This window comes from Segatella copri (assembly GCF_019249795.2).
Classification (GTDB): Bacteria; Bacteroidota; Bacteroidia; order Bacteroidales; family Bacteroidaceae; genus Prevotella; species Prevotella copri_B.
In genome coordinates this window covers 2,572,720-2,588,127 of record NZ_CP156891.1, presented here as the reverse complement: position 1 = coordinate 2,588,127, position 15,408 = coordinate 2,572,720, and the positions used below count along the sequence as shown (strand labels likewise).

The window sequence follows — 15,408 nt, the reverse complement described above, 5'->3', positions numbered from 1 at the left end:
GTTTATCTGCATGGGTTGACAAATTATCACGACAGTTCGCGCAGATAATACTAAGATTATCAGATAATATGAAGATTTTCACAAGCGCTCAGATTCATGAGTTGGATAAATACACCATTGAGCACGAACCTATCAGTTCGCTCAACCTGATGGAACGTGCAGCCAAAGCGCTGACACGCGCCATAGAAGAGGAATGGTCTAACCGCACACCAGTAGTTGTCTTCGCCGGTCCGGGAAATAACGGCGGCGATGCGCTTGCTGTGGCGAGAATGCTCAGCGAGGATGGATATGATGTAAGTGTATACCTCTTTAATGTACAGAACAAACTGTCGGCAGACTGTCTTGCCAACAAGAAGCGTCTGCTGGATGCAAAGAGAGTGAAATTTACTGAGATTATCACTAACCTGGACCCTCCTAAGCTCAATGCAGAAACGCTGGTGGTAGACGGACTCTTTGGTAGCGGACTCAACAAACCATTGGCTGGCGGATTCGCCGCGATGGTGAAATATATCAACCAGAGTCCTGCCAAGGTAGTAAGCATCGATATCCCTTCGGGACTGATGACCGAGGACAATTCCTATAATATCCATGCCAACATCATCCGTGCCAGTCTGACCCTTACCCTGCAGCAGAAGAAACTGTCGATGCTGATGGCGGATAACCAGCAGTACCTGGGCAGACTGCGCGTTCTCGACATCCGACTTTCCCAGGAATTCATCCAGAATACGGAGTGCCAGTGCCGCATACTCGAAGAGAACGACATCCGTCCGCTCCTGAAATCGCGCAGCGACTTTGCTCATAAAGGCAGCATGGGTAATGCGCTGCTCATAGCGGGAAGTTACGGCATGAGCGGCGCTTCGGTATTAGCCACCAAGGCTTGTCTGAGAACCGGTGCGGGCAAGGTAACAGCCCATACCCCAAAGCGGAATTATGAAATCATGCAGATTTCGGTACCTGAAGCGGTACTGCAGATGGATGCAGAAGAAACCATATTCAGCGAACCGGTAGATACAGAGATGTTCGATGCGCTGGGCGTAGGTCCCGGATTGGGACAGAACGAGACAACAGCCATCGCCCTCATCGCCCAACTGCGCCGTGCTACCTGTCCGCTCGTCATTGATGCCGATGCGCTCAATATTCTTTCCAGCCACAGGGCGTGGATGCAGCAGTTGCCAAAGAATATCATCATGACACCTCATCCGAAGGAGTTCGACCGGCTTGCCGGCAATGCGAGCAGCAGCTGTACCGAAAGACTGATGAAGGCAAGCGAACTGGCTGAACGACTCCAGGCATACATTATATTAAAGGGACATTATTCTGCACTCTGCCACCCTGACGGAAAGATTGACTTCTGCAGTACGGGCAACAGCGGTATGGCTACAGCAGGCAGCGGTGATGTGCTGACAGGTATCATCACCGGCCTTCTGGCTAGAGGATACAAACAGGAAGATGCCTGTCGCCTGGGTATGCATCTTCATGGTCTGGCTGGCGATCTTGCTGCCAAAGATCTGGGCAAAGAGAGCCTCATCGCCAGCGACATTATCCAGTATCTTCCGAAAGCATTTCTCAGATTGGAAGAATAATTATCAAGAAAATAAGAATATCCATAAAAGTCAGGAGTTCTCGGCTTCTGACTTTTTTACTTGTTTCTGCGCATCATAGAACCTTACTTCCAAGGTTCTCCTCAAATCATCGCGACGGTCCATATTCAACTTTTTGCGGATATGGCAACGCTGGCTGGTGATATTTGATTCACTCTTATTGAGTTCTGCACAAATTTCCTTTAAAGTATGCCCCTGAAGAATCAGCTTGCATATTTCCTTTTCGCTGAACGTAAGCCCATCACAAACCTGATCCCATGCCACTCTATCCAATTCTTCATTAAACAGATGTTTAGAAGCATGGGGTATAATCTTCTCCCGGACATCAGGAGTCAGACGCTTCATCAGGCTTTCTGCTGCTTCCGGTTCATTATCCTTCAAATCGGCAAGCATATTCAACGCCTTGTTTTCAACCCGAGCCATCCGTTTCGGCTGGCGCAACCCCTTGGTTACAATACTCATATTATATACTGCCACATAAACCAGCATCATGAAACCCAGAAAAATCGTCTTCATACTGAACAGAGCTGGCACAAGCGGAGTGCTGAACAGGTATATCAGCAACATCGGTATCATACCCACCGTGATGATGATACAAGTCTTATATAAGGTTTGGCTCAACGCTGTAATAGCCAGGATAAAGACGACAAACAGGTTGCAGATAACGCTCAAATTATCATTAGCAAAACCGAAATTGATGCAAAATACGCTATCAAGAGCCAGTTTGGCGAACATCAGAAAGTAAAGAGAAGAAATACCTTTCACGAAAGCTATCTTCCGTTTCCAGACCAGGAACTGCAGGATGCAGAACACGAATGTATGCAAGCCACAGAGGCTTAAACCATAAGGTTCTTTCACAAGCAGAAAGAGCATAATATGATAAGGTATGATAATCAGCTCGCTTATCGTCAGAAGTAGAAAGGCGATAACGCGTCGGCGATCTACCACACCACAATATTGAGGGCATAAATGATGCTCTACCCTCACTATCAGGTTTACAATGTCATTCTTCAGTTTCATTTCGTTTTGGTTATTTTCTTAAATCTTGCTTATGCTTTCGTAAGTCAAACGGCTCTTTTTCTTGGAAATTGCCATTTTCTGGGAATTATTGATTTCGGCTGCAAAATTACAAATTATATCAAAAAATCTTGTTCAATTATCTGAAAATCGTGCAACTTTAACGATTTAAAGCATAAATTAGTGTACGATTTTGTTAAATAAGGCATTTTTCAGTATTTTTCAGTGCTTAAAAATTTGGTCATTTCTAATATTCATTCTAATATTACAGTTTCGCGGCTTTTTTATATTAAAAACCTTGCCACTTACAATTTTATTTTGTAATTTTGCACCCATTAGTAATATCATTAATTCCAATATAAAGATGATGGCAAGATTCATATTCCTCAGTTTCTTCATGCTGGTTGGAGCCTTAGCCCCAACCAAGGCTCAGAACAGTTTCCCTTACCCTGCTCTGCCAGACAGTCTGCGCAGCGTAGAGCAACGTGCTGCATACCTGAGTGAGCACTATTGGGACAACTTCAACTTCGCAGACACCCTGGAACTGGCAAACAAGGAGATGGCAGAACAGGGCTTTGTCAACTTCATCGACATTCTGGCACGTTTCGACCAGGAAATAGCCCAGAAGGGTATTGCAGCCTTTACAGCCAAAGCTTACCAGCAGAAGCCATCCAAAGAGAAGTTTGAAAGCCTCATCGAGCATTATTATGAGAACCCTGAGTCGCCCATGCGCAACGACAGGATATATGCCCTGTTTCTGGAAGACATGGCGAAATCGCCTTACTTCGATGAAACCGAGAAAGAAAGAATCGGTTTTAAACTGAAACAGGCAAGAAAGAATTTGCCTGGCACACAGGCTACCAACATCAGTTTTATGCTGGAAGACGGTAAGACGCACCAGTTGAGCGATTACCGGGCAAAAAAGGTTATCTTATATTTCTACGATCCTGACTGCGAGAACTGCCACAAGATATCTGCATGGCTCGACAAACAGACAATACCAGCCGGCATCAGCCTGCTCCGCATCGTAGCGGATAACCGATTGAGCACGATTTACGGGCTCAAAGCCATGCCAACCATTTACCTTTTGGATAAAGAGAATAAGGTGATATTAAAAGACTGTACACCGGAACAGCTCATGGAAACGTTACGGGGAAATGAAAACAGAAAGTAAAAACTAGACTGGTCGAAAGAAGCGACATCTGTTATTGAATAAACATATCATTTACTATAGGGCTTGTACCCCTCTTATATGTTCTTTCTTTCGTTTAGATATTGCAAATATAGGGAAAAAGCCAATAGAATGCAAGTTTTCATGGTTAAATAATGTAAAGATTTTCTTGTTATCGTGCACAATATGCATTACATGCTGACAGATTGTATGATTGCGAGAAAAAAGGGGATAAAACAAAAGCGGGAACCCTTTCGGATTCCCGCTCATATCTTGTGTTGTAAAATCTCGAAGATTAGTCGAGGTTAGCCAACTTGTTGTCAGAATGAAGAACATCCTTGATCTTGTGGCTATAGAGGTCAACCATGTACTCACGAGCCTTACCGCAGTACTGACGTGGGTCGAAGTACTCTGGGTGAAGAGCCAATGTCTCACGAACACCTGCTGTGAAAGCAAGACGAGAGTCAGAGTCGATGTTGATCTTGCAAACAGCGCTCTCAGAAGCCTTAGTCAACTGCTCCTCTGGGATACCAACTGCATCTGGCAACTTACCACCGAACTTGTTGATGATTTCAACATACTCCTGAGGAACTGAAGAAGAACCGTGGAGAACGATAGGGAAACCAGGAAGCTGCTCCTCAACTGCTGCCAATACGTCGAATGCCAATGGAGGAGGAACGAGGTGACCAGTCTTAGGGTCACGTGTGCACTGCTCTGGCTTGAACTTGTAAGCACCGTGAGAAGTACCGATAGAGATAGCCAATGAATCAACACCTGTACGTGTAGCGAAATCTACAACCTCCTCAGGCTTTGTATAGTGAGACTCCTCAGCTACTACGTCATCCTCAACACCAGCGAGGACACCGAGCTCACCCTCTACAGTTACACCGAACTGATGAGCGTAATCAACAACCTTCTTTGTCAATGCAATGTTCTCCTCGTATAGAAGTGCAGAACCATCGATCATTACAGAAGAGAAACCGAAATCTACACAGTCTTTACATGTCTCGAAGCTATCACCGTGATCGAGGTGAAGAACGATCTCAGGATGGTTGCAACCCAACTCCTTTGCATACTCTACAGCACCCTCTGCCATGTAGCGGAGCAATGTAGGGTTAGCATACTTACGAGCACCCTTAGATACCTGAAGGATAACTGGTGACTTCAAGTTTGAAGAAGCCTGGATGATAGCCTGGAGCTGCTCCAAGTTATTGAAGTTGAAAGCAGGAACGGCCCAACCGCCCTTGATAGCTCTTGCGAACATGTCCTTAGTGTTCACAAGACCGATTTTCTTGTAATCTACTGCCATAATTTTACTTAATTTATTGTTTAATGAAACATTCTTTTTTTCTTATATATAATAAGGTGTAGAACTTATGAGGCTCTTTCCTTACCGAGTGCAAATTTACCTTTTTCTTTTGAGACAACAAAATGATAATTCGATTTTTCGTGTTGCAATCGAGTTAAAAAAGTTAATTCCGCACCAATACCCTACAAAACACAAAGCTTTTGCTAAACGCAGTTAGCAATTTAACATCTTTATATTTACATCTTTCTGTCCAACCGCCAGTTACTTCTTGGCAAGTTTATATTCACGAGCCGCATAAGCCAGAACGATGACAAATCCTATGAGCGGTACCAGGAAAGGAAGTGTGAAATGAGTACGGTCGGCGATGAGTCCCATCAACAGGAAACCGCAACCTCCGATTGGCGTCATCATCAGAAGCGAAGAGGCTGTCTTGGTAAGGTTGCCCAAACCCGTGAGGGCGATACTGAAGATGGTAGGGAACATGATGGCCTCGAACATATAGTTGCAAAGCAGGGCTACCAGCGATAGCTTACCCAGATTTGACAGGACTAAAAGTATACAGACAACACACCCCACAGCGCAGATCAGCAACATCGTTGTTGCCTTGATTCGGCGCATAATCCAGGAACCGAGGAATCTGCCTACCATAAAGAATGCCAGCGCACAAGTCAGGGCTACGGAAGCCGTGCGGTCGTCCATCCATTTCATGCCCGTAACGAAATTGATGAAGTAGGAATTGATTGAAATCTCTGCCACTTCATAGCTCAGCAAAGCCAGAAGTCCAAACACGAACATCTTGTGATGGGAAAAGAGTTTGCTGATATTAGAACCGGCTGCCTCATCTTCTGCTGTTGCCACATGACTGATTTCCGGTAAATCTACACGTGAGAAAACCAGAGCTATCACCAGCACCAGAATACCCAGAATGGTATAAGGCACCACCACATTGCCGCCCTCTTCGGTCTGGTTGAAGAGGAACTGGCCGATGCAAAGTGTGGCAAAAATACCACCCAATCCATTAAACGACTGCGATAAGTTCAGTCGGCTGGTAGCTGTTTCCTTGGCACCCAGTTCGGTAACATAGGGATTGGCGGCTGTTTCCAGAAACACCAAACCGCACCCGATAATGAAAAGGCAGAGCAGGAATGCTGAGAAACTGCCCACCGTAGCACCCGGGATAAAGAGCAAGGCGCCCACACCAAAGAGGAGCAGACCGAAGACTACTCCACGGCGATAACCATACCGGTTGATAAAAAAGCCAGCAGGTATTGCCATCAGGAAATAACCCAGATAGGTGGTAACCTGAATAAGGGCGGAATGAGTAATACTGATGTGCAGAGCATTCTGGAAGTGCTTGTTGAGCACATCCAGAATGGCACGAGCGAAGCCCCACAAAAAGAAGAGCGACGTAATGAGAATAAATGGGACAAGATATCTCCTGTCGGTTGTCTGATTTGTATCTGTCTGTTGTTCTGTTAACATATTCATAAGGCATTCATTTTAGCTGGGAACAAAGGTAAGGCTTTTCGATGGAAATTCCAAACTTTCCCAGGATTATTTGTTGTTTATATCAAATATAATTGTCTTTACAGCCAGATGAAATCTCCGTTCATCGACGCTGAACGGCGGTTCAACGTCTTTGAACGGCGGTTCAACGTCGCTGAACGGACATTCAACGTCGATGAACGAAGATTTTATCTGATAGTAAATACATCTTTAACTAGAAATAGAACGTTTCTGATGGCTATTCAGAGACAACTCTTCCCGTCATTCCTTCGGAATCAAGACGGCTCCCTCCTGCTTCTTACCATCCATCAGAATTCTCATCGGGTGCTCAAAGCGTATATGACGGACATATTGCGTCTCCTCTACAGCCGGCATTGCATCCAGGATTTCCTTATTTACAAAGCCGCCTTCACCTGTATTTGTATCTACCGTAAAGTATCCCACGCCAAAAGAGGTGAGGTTCTGGAAGAAGTGAGTACCCTGACTAGGATCGATATTGTAATTCTTCAGAGCCACCTCTACGATAACCCGGGCAGCGCTGATATGCGGCCATTTTACAGGTACACCTAAATAATGGTCGCTGGAGCCCCAACGGCCAGGACCTATCAGCACATAGTTCTTGCCGTCAGCAAGGAACTTGCGGTTGATTCGTTCTATATCATCGGCTACATAAAAATTATTCATCGCAGAGAAGCGGTCATCATACTTCACATAAACCACATCAACCACATCTTCGCTGATGCCATGACCCAGCGAATTGTGCGAACGCAACAGGCAGTCGGAATCAGGGATAGCCTTCACATCTTCATCAAGCATCTCCTTGGCATCAACGATAGGACGAATCTGAAGAAGATAGAATTCGCAAGTCCTGTCATTATTGATATTGCAGGCAAACTCTATCTCCACAGGTCTGCGCATAGCCCCTGCTCCATACTTCATCGACATCTGCAGTATCTCTGGCAAAGGCACCACTCCATGCTGGAGCACACTTGAGAAAGTTATCAGTTTGCGGCCATTCTCATAGACTCCATCATTGATGACCTGATCGTATGGATCGAAAGTAGATGCGATATAGGTAAGGCTCTGGTCTTCTACGGCATCCTTCACTCGGAGTTTAAGAATATTAAAGCCATCATCTACCTTGAAATCATTGCCCACATGCTTCATATCCAGCGCATAGAACTGGGTCTGGGTGTCGCGCAGAGCCAGCTCGGTTTCCGATGTCTGGAGCACCTGATTCGGATGGTAAGGACAAACACGAAGGGTCTGACCTCCATCTACGATATATTTACCCAAGCCCAAGGCCAGACTGGCTATACCCTCTTCAGCCTCTTCATCACCTATCGGATAATAATTGAGCGAACGGAGCACACCGCTCATGGTAGGATAAAACCTTGTACCATAGTCTTTGCCCACAACCTGCTGCAAGATAACAGCCATCTTTTCCTGATCGATGACATTGCTCGTTGCGGTCATGTAAGCCTTCGAGTCGCGATAGAACACAGAAGCATAGACACCCTTGATGGCACAGGCCAGCATCTGCAGCATCTGATACTTATCTTCTAGATACGGAATCATATAGGTAGAATAGATACCGGCAAACGGCTGATAGTGGGCATCTTCGAGCAGCGAACTTGAACGGATTGCGATAGGACTCCTGGTTGCCTCAAAGAAGGTGAAGAAGTCGGCTATCAGCGAATCGGGCAGCTGGGCATGCAGGAAGTGCTTCAGAATCTCATCGTCGCTAGCATCACTCAAAGCTATCGGATAGAGATTGTTGCTCATCATAAATTCATCAAAGATATCGGTACAGAGCACAACGGTCTTCGGAATCTGCACGGTGGCATTCTCAAACTGATTGAACTCAGGGTGACGCTTGATGACATTATCCAGGAATGCAAGACCTCTACCCTTTCCGCCCAGGGAGCCTTCTCCGATACGGGCAAAGTGGGCATACTTGTCAAACTTCATGCGGTCGAAAACAGCCACTACACCGATGTTTTTCATGTGACGATACTGCACGATGGCATCGAAGATAATCTGTCGGTGAGCATCTACATCCTGTAATTTTTCCCAGGTAACATGCTTCAGGAAAGCTGATACAGGGAAGATGGCACGAGCACAAAGCCAACGGCTCATATGGTTGCGGCTGATATGATAGAGCATGGAATCGTTAGGAATATTGAAGATGTTATCCTGCAATTCCTTCAAACTATGAATGCGCATAATCTCCTCATGAGTCTTAGGATCACGGAATATGAAATCGCCAAAGCCCATGTGCTCTTCCATCAGACGGCGAAGATCTACGCTCATCTTCTTCGAGTTCTTGTCAACAAAGCGGAAACCTTCTGCCTCTGCCTTCGCACGGTTCTCACTTTCAGAACTTTCTATGATGAGCGGAACGAAAGGATCATTCTTCCTGATATAACGGAAAAGTTGCAAACCTGCATCTGGACATTTCTCGCGACCGAAAGTATCCGTACGATGCTTAGGCTTCTCTTCAGGCATCACTTCATTACCAAAAGCTTTGGCAGCACTCTTTAACGGGAAACGTGCATCGCTGATTACACCCAACGTGTTATCAGAATACTTATCATACAGTTTCTGGGCTTCCTCGTAAGTACGAGCCAAGACCACCTTAGGACGGCCACGCATACGCATGGTAGCCGCATGCCGGTTCAGAGCCTCCTGAGAAAAGTTCTTGCTCTGCTCCAATATGTAATTATAGAGATTAGGCAATATAGAACTATAGAAACGGATAGAATCTTCTACCAGCAGAATCATCTGCACGCCTGCTTCCTGTATGTCATGTTCAAGATTCATCTTATCCTCTATCAGCTTGATGATAGAAAGAATAAGATTGGTGTTGCCAAGCCAGCAGAAGACATAATCGAAGATACTCAAGTCTTCATTCTGCATACGCTTGGTAATGCCATGAGAGAAAGGCGTAAGAACAACACAATGGATATTGGGAAACTTACCCTTGATGTCGCGCGCTACGTCGAAGGCATCATTATCAGCATTGCCAGGCATGCAAATCACCAGATCAATGACGGTAGAACGCAGCACAGCAGCAGCCTCTTCGGTAGTAGAAACCTGAGTAAAGGTTGGCGGATAGCGGAGCCCCAGCTCCATATATTCATTATATATCTTCTCTTCGATACGTCCATCATCTTCAAGCATGAACGCATCGTAAGGATTGGCTACAATCAGTACATTGTAGATACGGCGCATCATCAGATTCACAAACGATACGTCTTTCAAGTAGAATTTATTCCACTCCTGAGGTATATTATTTTCCATAAATGAAGTTAAAGTTTGTGCAAAGATACTGATTTTCTGAGATTTACTTGCATCTTTCAACATTTTTTTTTATATTTGTGCCATAAAATATGAAGATATGGTTACAAAATCTTTCATCACAGCCATCTTGGCTATATTCAGCCTGGTTCCATGCTACGGACAAAAGCACCAGCACGGCAAGGCATCATATTACTCTAAAAGAGCAACAGGTGCCCGTTCTGCAAGCGGCCAGAGAATACATCATGACAGTTTAACATGCGCACATCGGTTTTATCCCTTCGGAACGCACCTCAAGGTTACAAACCTTAGCAATGGCAAGAGTACTATCGTAAAAGTCATCGACAGAGGGCCGTTTGGAAGAGGTAGAATCATCGACCTATCATGGAAGGCTGCAAAAGAAATTGGTATGATTGCACAAGGCGTAGCTTCTGTAAAAGTTGAAAGGGTGGAAAAACCGATTCCTTACAAGCCAGAGGACACAAAATTGCCTAAAGTTGATTTCGAAGTGGCTGAAACGGAATATGAATTTCCAAACAAGTGGGGAACTACTGACAGGAATAAGGAAAATCATCACAGCAGTAAAAAAGAAACAAATAAAATTACTTCAAAGGTAATAAATAAAACAGAACACCATAAAAGCAAAGAGGTGACAAAGGCTGAACTAAAAAAGCATAATACAGATAAAGCAAAAAGTAAAGGCGAGAATCATCATTGATTCTCGCCTTTACTTTTTTATTTATAACGGAATCCTAAAATAAGATACTATCATACAAATTCATGATCTTACCGGAATCTTATCTGGATTTTGTCGGAATATCAAACTGATTAACCTTGGAAATCGTCTTACCGCCTTGTATCACTGAAACACAGAAACAAGCAGTACCATTCTTCAAACGGTTATCAGCCTTGACCATTGCTGTATAGCGAATCACATGGCCAGGAGCAATACTTTCTACATGAACACTTGGAGATATGAAAATATGCTTATTGCCGGTAGTCTCAATAACGGTAGGAACTACATCATACAACGTGTGAGCTCCGTTATTTCGAATTTCAAAAATAACCTTAGCTGTTTCATTCCGATTCAAATAATTGTCCTCATTTGAATCAACAAAACGAGCATTCATTATTTTCAAAGATGATGAATAAGCATAATTCTGACCAAGTTCTTCCAGTGTAGAACTAGGAATAGTGGCAACAGGCTGCTGAGCACTGTAACTTCCGGTATAATCCCTATCATTGAAATCATAAATCCTATCATCACCAGAATTAGTAGAATCAAAGATTTCGTCATTGGAATAAACAGGTGAAGATTGCTGGTAAACTCCATCCTGATAAGAATGATGAACACGGTGTGATCTATCTCGATAAACAGATTCTCTTTGCTGCTGGGATTTCTGGTCAGCCTGACTACCAATGGCCGCTCCAACTGCAGCACCGCCAGCCATGCCGATAATAGTACCCATATCTGAACCTCTAGGACCACCAGACAAGCCACCGATAGCAGAACCAAGAATAGAACCAAATGTGGCACCAGCATAAGCACCACTTCCAGTATAAGTATCGCAGCTACTCAACAGCAAAGAAGAGCAAGCTACAAAAAACATAATCTTTTTCATCTTCATTAAGCTTTAAATTTCTGCTGCAAAGATACAAAGAACTAAAAGAATAAAAACAAAAAAAGCCCTAATAATGATAAGGAAAAACCCTCAAAAAGCAAATAGTTTTGATTAGAGACAAAAAAAGCGCCCTTGTCAAAACAAGGACGCTAAATTTATCTGAGATGGTTGAAAATTATTCAGCCTTTGGAGCCTCCTCAGTTGCAGGAGCCTCAGTCTCAGCTACAGGAGCCTCTTCAGCCTTTGTTGCCTTACGACTACGACGAGTCTTCTTAGCAGTAGCCTTCTGAGTCTTAGCCATATTCTCATCAAAGTCAACGAGCTCGATGAAAGCAATCTCAGCTGCATCACCCTGACGGGTACCCAACTTGATTACGCGAGTGTAACCACCTGGACGGTTAGCTACCTTCTCAGCTACCTCACCGAAGAGAGCCTTAACAGCATACTTATTCTGAAGATAACGGAAAACTACACGACGTGAAGTTGTTGTATCGTTCTTAGAACGAGTAATCAATGGCTCAACATACTTCTTAAGAGCCTTTGCCTTTGCGAGGGTCGTAGTGATTCTTTTGTGCTCGCTCAAGATAAGTGATGAAGCCATGTTAGCCAACATCGCGTTACGATGAGAAGCAGTACGACCTAAATGGTTGAATTTCTTATTATGTCTCATTTCTTGTTTTTGCTTTTTGGACTACGAACCTTTAAGATTCCTTGTCTAATTTATACTTTGAAATATCAGTTCCAAAAGACAGATTCAGACTCTCGAGCAAATCATCAAGCTCTGAGAGCGATTTCTTACCAAAGTTGCGGAACTTCAAGAGGTCAGTCTTGTTAAACTGAACCAAATCACCAAGAGTCTCAACATCAGCTGCCTTCAAGCAGTTGAGGGCACGAACACTAAGATTCATGTCTACGAGACGAGTTTTAAGCAACTGACGCATATGAAGAACCTCTTCATCAAACTCCTGATTACTCTCCTGATCCTGTGTCTCAAGAGTAATCTTCTCATCAGAGAAGAGCATGAAGTGATAAATAAGAATCTTCGCAGCCTCTTTCAGTGCATCCTTTGGACTAATGGAACCATCAGTTGTAACTTCAAGTACGAGCTTATCATAGTCGGTCTTTTGCTCAACACGATATGGTTCAACAGCGTACTTTACGTTACGAATAGGGGTGTAGATGGAATCGATTGGGAGAACGTTAACGTCAGTGCAGAATTGACGATTCTCATCAGCAGGAACATAACCGCGTCCCTTATTAATAGTCAAATCGATCTGCATCGAAGCTTTGGCATCTAAATGACAAATCACCAAATCAGGGTTTAACACTTCAAATCCAGTCAGATACTTACCGATATCACCTGCTTTGAATTCTGTAGAATTCTCAACGGTGATACTAACTTTCTCATTCTCGAATTCTTCTACTACTTGCTTGAATCGAACTTGTTTGAGATTCAAGATAATGTTAGTAACATCTTCCTTTACACCAGGAACTGAAGAGAACTCATGCTCAACACCCGCAATGCGGATAGTGTTAACAGCATAACCCTCCAATGATGAAAGGAGAATGCGGCGCAAGGCGTTACCAATGGTAACACCGAAGCCAGGCTCCAAAGGACGGAATTCAAACTTTCCGAACTGGTTATCAGCCTCTAACATTACTACTTTATCAGGTTTTTGAAATGCTAATATCGCCATTAATGTAATGATTTATTTAGAGTACAACTCAACGATTAACTGCTCCTTAATATTCTCTGGGATGTCGGCACGCTCTGGCTTGTGTAAGAACTTACCGCTCTTTGAATTATCGTCCCACTCAATCCATGGGTACTTGCTATGATTGAAACCTGCAAGAGCTGCTTCGATAACCTCGAGAGACTTAGACTTCTCACGAACACCAACAACCATACCAGGCTTAACTGCGAATGAAGGGATATTAACTACCTTACCATCAACAACGATGTGCTTGTGACCAACCAACTGACGCGCAGCAGCACGTGTTGGAGCGATACCAAGACGGAATACAACGTTATCAAGACGGCACTCGAGATTCTGAAGAAGAACCTCACCAGTAATACCATCAGCCTTAGCAGCCTTATCAAACATATTACGGAACTGACGCTCTAATACACCATAAGTGTACTTAGCTTTCTGCTTCTCTGCCAACATGACACCGTACTCAGACATCTTACGACGACGGTTGTTGCCATGCTGTCCAGGAGGGAAGTTTCTCTTGGACAAAACTTTGTCAGCGCCGAAGATTGGCTCACCAAAACGACGCGCAATTTTAGATTTCGGACCTATATATCTAGCCATAATATTATATAAATGCTATATTGTTTGTATCTTAATTAATAATGCTAACCTCAAGCGTTATACACGACGACGCTTTGGAGGACGGCAACCATTGTGTGGTAATGGAGTTACGTCAACGATTTCAGTAACCTCGATACCTGCACCGTGAATAGCACGGATAGCAGACTCACGACCATTACCTGGACCCTTAACATAAGCCTTAACCTTACGAAGACCAAGATCAAAAGCGACCTTTGCACAATCCTCTGCAGCCATCTGAGCAGCATAAGGAGTATTCTTCTTAGAACCACGGAAACCCATCTTACCAGCAGAAGACCAAGAAATGATCTGACCCTCATTATTAGCAAGAGATACAATAATGTTATTGAATGAGCTATGAACGTGAAGCTGACCGATAGCGTCAACGCGTACATTTCTCTTCTTAGATGTTGCTTTTTGCTTTGCCATAATTAATTTCCTCCTTCAGAATTACTTAGTAGCCTTCTTCTTATTAGCAACAGTCTTCTTCTTACCCTTACGTGTACGAGCATTATTCTTTGTGCTCTGACCGCGAACTGGAAGACCATTACGATGTCTAACTCCACGATAGCAACCAATATCCATCAGTCGCTTAATGTTCATCTGGATCTCAGAACGGAGATCACCTTCAACTTTGAACTCAGCGCCGATAATTTCACGGATCTTAGCTGCCTGGTCATCAGACCACTCGCTAACCTTCAGGTCACGGTTTACACCGGCCTTATCCAATATCTTTGCTGAACTACTTCGACCAATACCATAGATATAGGTCAATGCGATTTCGCCACGCTTATTCTGGGGCAAATCTACTCCAACAATTCTTATTGCCATTGTTTAAATAAATAATTAAAAAATTAATACCTTTCGTTTAAAGCGTTGCAAAAGTACAACTATTTTTTGAAATAACGGAACTTTTACAATACTTTAACATTAACCCTGACGTAATTTCATCTTAGGGTTCTTCTTGTTGATGACGAACAGACGACCTTTACGACGAACGATCTTACAGTCAGCTGAACGCTTCTTTAATGATGCTCTTGTCTTCATAACCTTATATATGATTATTATTTGTATCTAAAAACAATTCTACCTTTGGTAAGGTCATATGGACTCATCTCCACCTTTACCTTATCACCAGGTAAAATCTTGATGTAATGCATTCTCATCTTACCAGAGATATGAGCTGTGATGTCAACTCCATTCTCTAATTCTACTCGGAACATCGCATTTGACAATGCTTCTACAATTGTTCCATCTTGCTCAATAGCGGCTTGTTTTGCCATAATATAAATATTTGTCCTTCTTAAATGTTAAACTTCTACGAATGAAGATAAAATTGTGCTTTATCTTTTCGAGCAACTTTGTGCCATCACTATCAGATAAAATCATAATTAGATGACATATTAGCGGGAAAAGGCTCTCCAAGTGGATGAGGATTTACCTATCCAAATGGAGAGTCGTCTCACATAATATAGTAAATTCAAGTCAGCTTTACTTTAAGATGAAGTAAAACTGCACTCTGAATAATTTCATCTTCTGTCTTCAGAAA

Annotated in this window: 15 protein-coding genes; 3 read left to right on the top strand and 12 right to left on the bottom strand. The window is 43.5% G+C overall.

Features of this window, described 5'->3' with window-relative positions:
- Positions 1-68: 68 nt before the first annotated feature.
- Positions 69-1,583, top strand: a complete 1,515-nt coding sequence (locus tag KUA48_RS10925; protein ID WP_153086863.1) for an NAD(P)H-hydrate dehydratase — start codon at positions 69-71, stop codon at positions 1,581-1,583.
- A 30-nt stretch (positions 1,584-1,613) separates the two neighbouring features.
- Here the strand turns inward: KUA48_RS10925 and KUA48_RS10920 are convergent, their stop codons facing one another.
- Positions 1,614-2,621, bottom strand: a complete 1,008-nt coding sequence (locus tag KUA48_RS10920; protein ID WP_218432826.1) for a LuxR C-terminal-related transcriptional regulator — start codon at positions 2,619-2,621, stop codon at positions 1,614-1,616.
- 364 nt (positions 2,622-2,985) lie between these two features.
- On the opposite strand from KUA48_RS10920, the gene KUA48_RS10915 reads away from it, so the two are divergent.
- Positions 2,986-3,792: a DUF5106 domain-containing protein gene (locus tag KUA48_RS10915; RefSeq protein WP_218432827.1), complete on the top strand. Its 807-nt coding sequence runs from the start codon at positions 2,986-2,988 to the stop codon at positions 3,790-3,792.
- A gap of 292 nt (positions 3,793-4,084) precedes the next feature.
- On the opposite strand, the gene KUA48_RS10910 is transcribed toward KUA48_RS10915, so the two are convergent.
- From KUA48_RS10910 to KUA48_RS10900, 3 genes are all read right to left on the bottom strand, one after another.
- On the bottom strand, positions 4,085-5,098 hold the full coding sequence (locus tag KUA48_RS10910) for a class II fructose-bisphosphate aldolase (protein ID WP_218432829.1): 1,014 nt from the start codon (positions 5,096-5,098) through the stop codon (positions 4,085-4,087).
- Between the two features lie 261 nt (positions 5,099-5,359).
- Positions 5,360-6,586 (bottom strand): sugar MFS transporter, encoded by a 1,227-nt coding sequence (locus tag KUA48_RS10905; protein ID WP_118150912.1) that lies wholly within the window; start codon positions 6,584-6,586, stop codon positions 5,360-5,362.
- A gap of 279 nt (positions 6,587-6,865) precedes the next feature.
- A complete protein-coding gene (locus KUA48_RS10900) occupies positions 6,866-9,907 on the bottom strand; it encodes a PEP/pyruvate-binding domain-containing protein (protein WP_218432832.1) in 3,042 nt (1,013 codons plus the stop codon).
- Between the two features lie 97 nt (positions 9,908-10,004).
- Here KUA48_RS10900 and KUA48_RS10895 point away from each other — a divergent pair, with 97 nt between their 5' ends.
- A complete protein-coding gene (locus KUA48_RS10895; RefSeq protein ID WP_153080035.1) occupies positions 10,005-10,622 on the top strand; it encodes a septal ring lytic transglycosylase RlpA family protein in 618 nt (205 codons plus the stop codon).
- 79 nt (positions 10,623-10,701) lie between these two features.
- Here KUA48_RS10895 and KUA48_RS10890 read toward each other — a convergent pair whose 3' ends face one another.
- The 8 genes from KUA48_RS10890 to infA form a co-directional block, all read right to left on the bottom strand.
- Positions 10,702-11,526, bottom strand: a complete 825-nt coding sequence (locus KUA48_RS10890) for a glycine zipper family protein (RefSeq protein ID WP_218414916.1) — start codon at positions 11,524-11,526, stop codon at positions 10,702-10,704.
- 175 nt (positions 11,527-11,701) lie between these two features.
- Entirely contained in the window at positions 11,702-12,196 is a 495-nt protein-coding gene (gene rplQ, locus KUA48_RS10885; RefSeq protein ID WP_118254522.1) for a 50S ribosomal protein L17, read from the bottom strand.
- A gap of 31 nt (positions 12,197-12,227) precedes the next feature.
- Positions 12,228-13,223, bottom strand: coding sequence for a DNA-directed RNA polymerase subunit alpha (locus KUA48_RS10880; protein ID WP_118152793.1), 996 nt, complete (start codon positions 13,221-13,223; stop codon positions 12,228-12,230).
- Between the two features lie 12 nt (positions 13,224-13,235).
- Complete coding sequence (gene rpsD / locus KUA48_RS10875; RefSeq protein WP_006848811.1) at positions 13,236-13,841, bottom strand: 30S ribosomal protein S4; 606 nt, start codon at positions 13,839-13,841, stop codon at positions 13,236-13,238.
- Positions 13,842-13,898: 57 nt separating this feature from the next.
- Positions 13,899-14,288, bottom strand: a complete 390-nt coding sequence (gene rpsK, locus KUA48_RS10870) for a 30S ribosomal protein S11 (protein ID WP_022122153.1) — start codon at positions 14,286-14,288, stop codon at positions 13,899-13,901.
- Between the two features lie 21 nt (positions 14,289-14,309).
- Complete coding sequence (rpsM, locus tag KUA48_RS10865; protein ID WP_006848813.1) at positions 14,310-14,690, bottom strand: 30S ribosomal protein S13; 381 nt, start codon at positions 14,688-14,690, stop codon at positions 14,310-14,312.
- 99 nt (positions 14,691-14,789) lie between these two features.
- On the bottom strand, positions 14,790-14,906 hold the full coding sequence (gene rpmJ, locus KUA48_RS10860; protein WP_006848814.1) for a 50S ribosomal protein L36: 117 nt from the start codon (positions 14,904-14,906) through the stop codon (positions 14,790-14,792).
- A 17-nt stretch (positions 14,907-14,923) separates the two neighbouring features.
- Positions 14,924-15,142, bottom strand: a complete 219-nt coding sequence (infA, locus tag KUA48_RS10855; RefSeq protein WP_006848815.1) for a translation initiation factor IF-1 — start codon at positions 15,140-15,142, stop codon at positions 14,924-14,926.
- Positions 15,143-15,408: the final 266 nt, after the last annotated feature.

Coding starts and splice junctions, on each gene's coding strand:
- rpsM (WP_006848813.1), bottom strand. CDS start 14,690: ATGGCAATAAGAATTGTTGGAGTAGATTTGCCCCAGAATAAGCGTGGC.
- KUA48_RS10890 (WP_218414916.1), bottom strand. CDS start 11,526: ATGAAAAAGATTATGTTTTTTGTAGCTTGCTCTTCTTTGCTGTTGAGT.
- KUA48_RS10925 (WP_153086863.1), top strand. CDS start 69: ATGAAGATTTTCACAAGCGCTCAGATTCATGAGTTGGATAAATACACC.
- rpsK (WP_022122153.1), bottom strand. CDS start 14,288: ATGGCAAAGCAAAAAGCAACATCTAAGAAGAGAAATGTACGCGTTGAC.
- rplQ (WP_118254522.1), bottom strand. CDS start 12,196: ATGAGACATAATAAGAAATTCAACCATTTAGGTCGTACTGCTTCTCAT.
- KUA48_RS10920 (WP_218432826.1), bottom strand. CDS start 2,621: ATGAAACTGAAGAATGACATTGTAAACCTGATAGTGAGGGTAGAGCAT.
- rpsD (WP_006848811.1), bottom strand. CDS start 13,841: ATGGCTAGATATATAGGTCCGAAATCTAAAATTGCGCGTCGTTTTGGT.
- KUA48_RS10880 (WP_118152793.1), bottom strand. CDS start 13,223: ATGGCGATATTAGCATTTCAAAAACCTGATAAAGTAGTAATGTTAGAG.
- KUA48_RS10895 (WP_153080035.1), top strand. CDS start 10,005: ATGGTTACAAAATCTTTCATCACAGCCATCTTGGCTATATTCAGCCTG.
- KUA48_RS10915 (WP_218432827.1), top strand. CDS start 2,986: ATGGCAAGATTCATATTCCTCAGTTTCTTCATGCTGGTTGGAGCCTTA.
- KUA48_RS10900 (WP_218432832.1), bottom strand. CDS start 9,907: ATGGAAAATAATATACCTCAGGAGTGGAATAAATTCTACTTGAAAGAC.
- rpmJ (WP_006848814.1), bottom strand. CDS start 14,906: ATGAAGACAAGAGCATCATTAAAGAAGCGTTCAGCTGACTGTAAGATC.
- KUA48_RS10905 (WP_118150912.1), bottom strand. CDS start 6,586: ATGAATATGTTAACAGAACAACAGACAGATACAAATCAGACAACCGAC.
- KUA48_RS10910 (WP_218432829.1), bottom strand. CDS start 5,098: ATGGCAGTAGATTACAAGAAAATCGGTCTTGTGAACACTAAGGACATG.
- infA (WP_006848815.1), bottom strand. CDS start 15,142: ATGGCAAAACAAGCCGCTATTGAGCAAGATGGAACAATTGTAGAAGCA.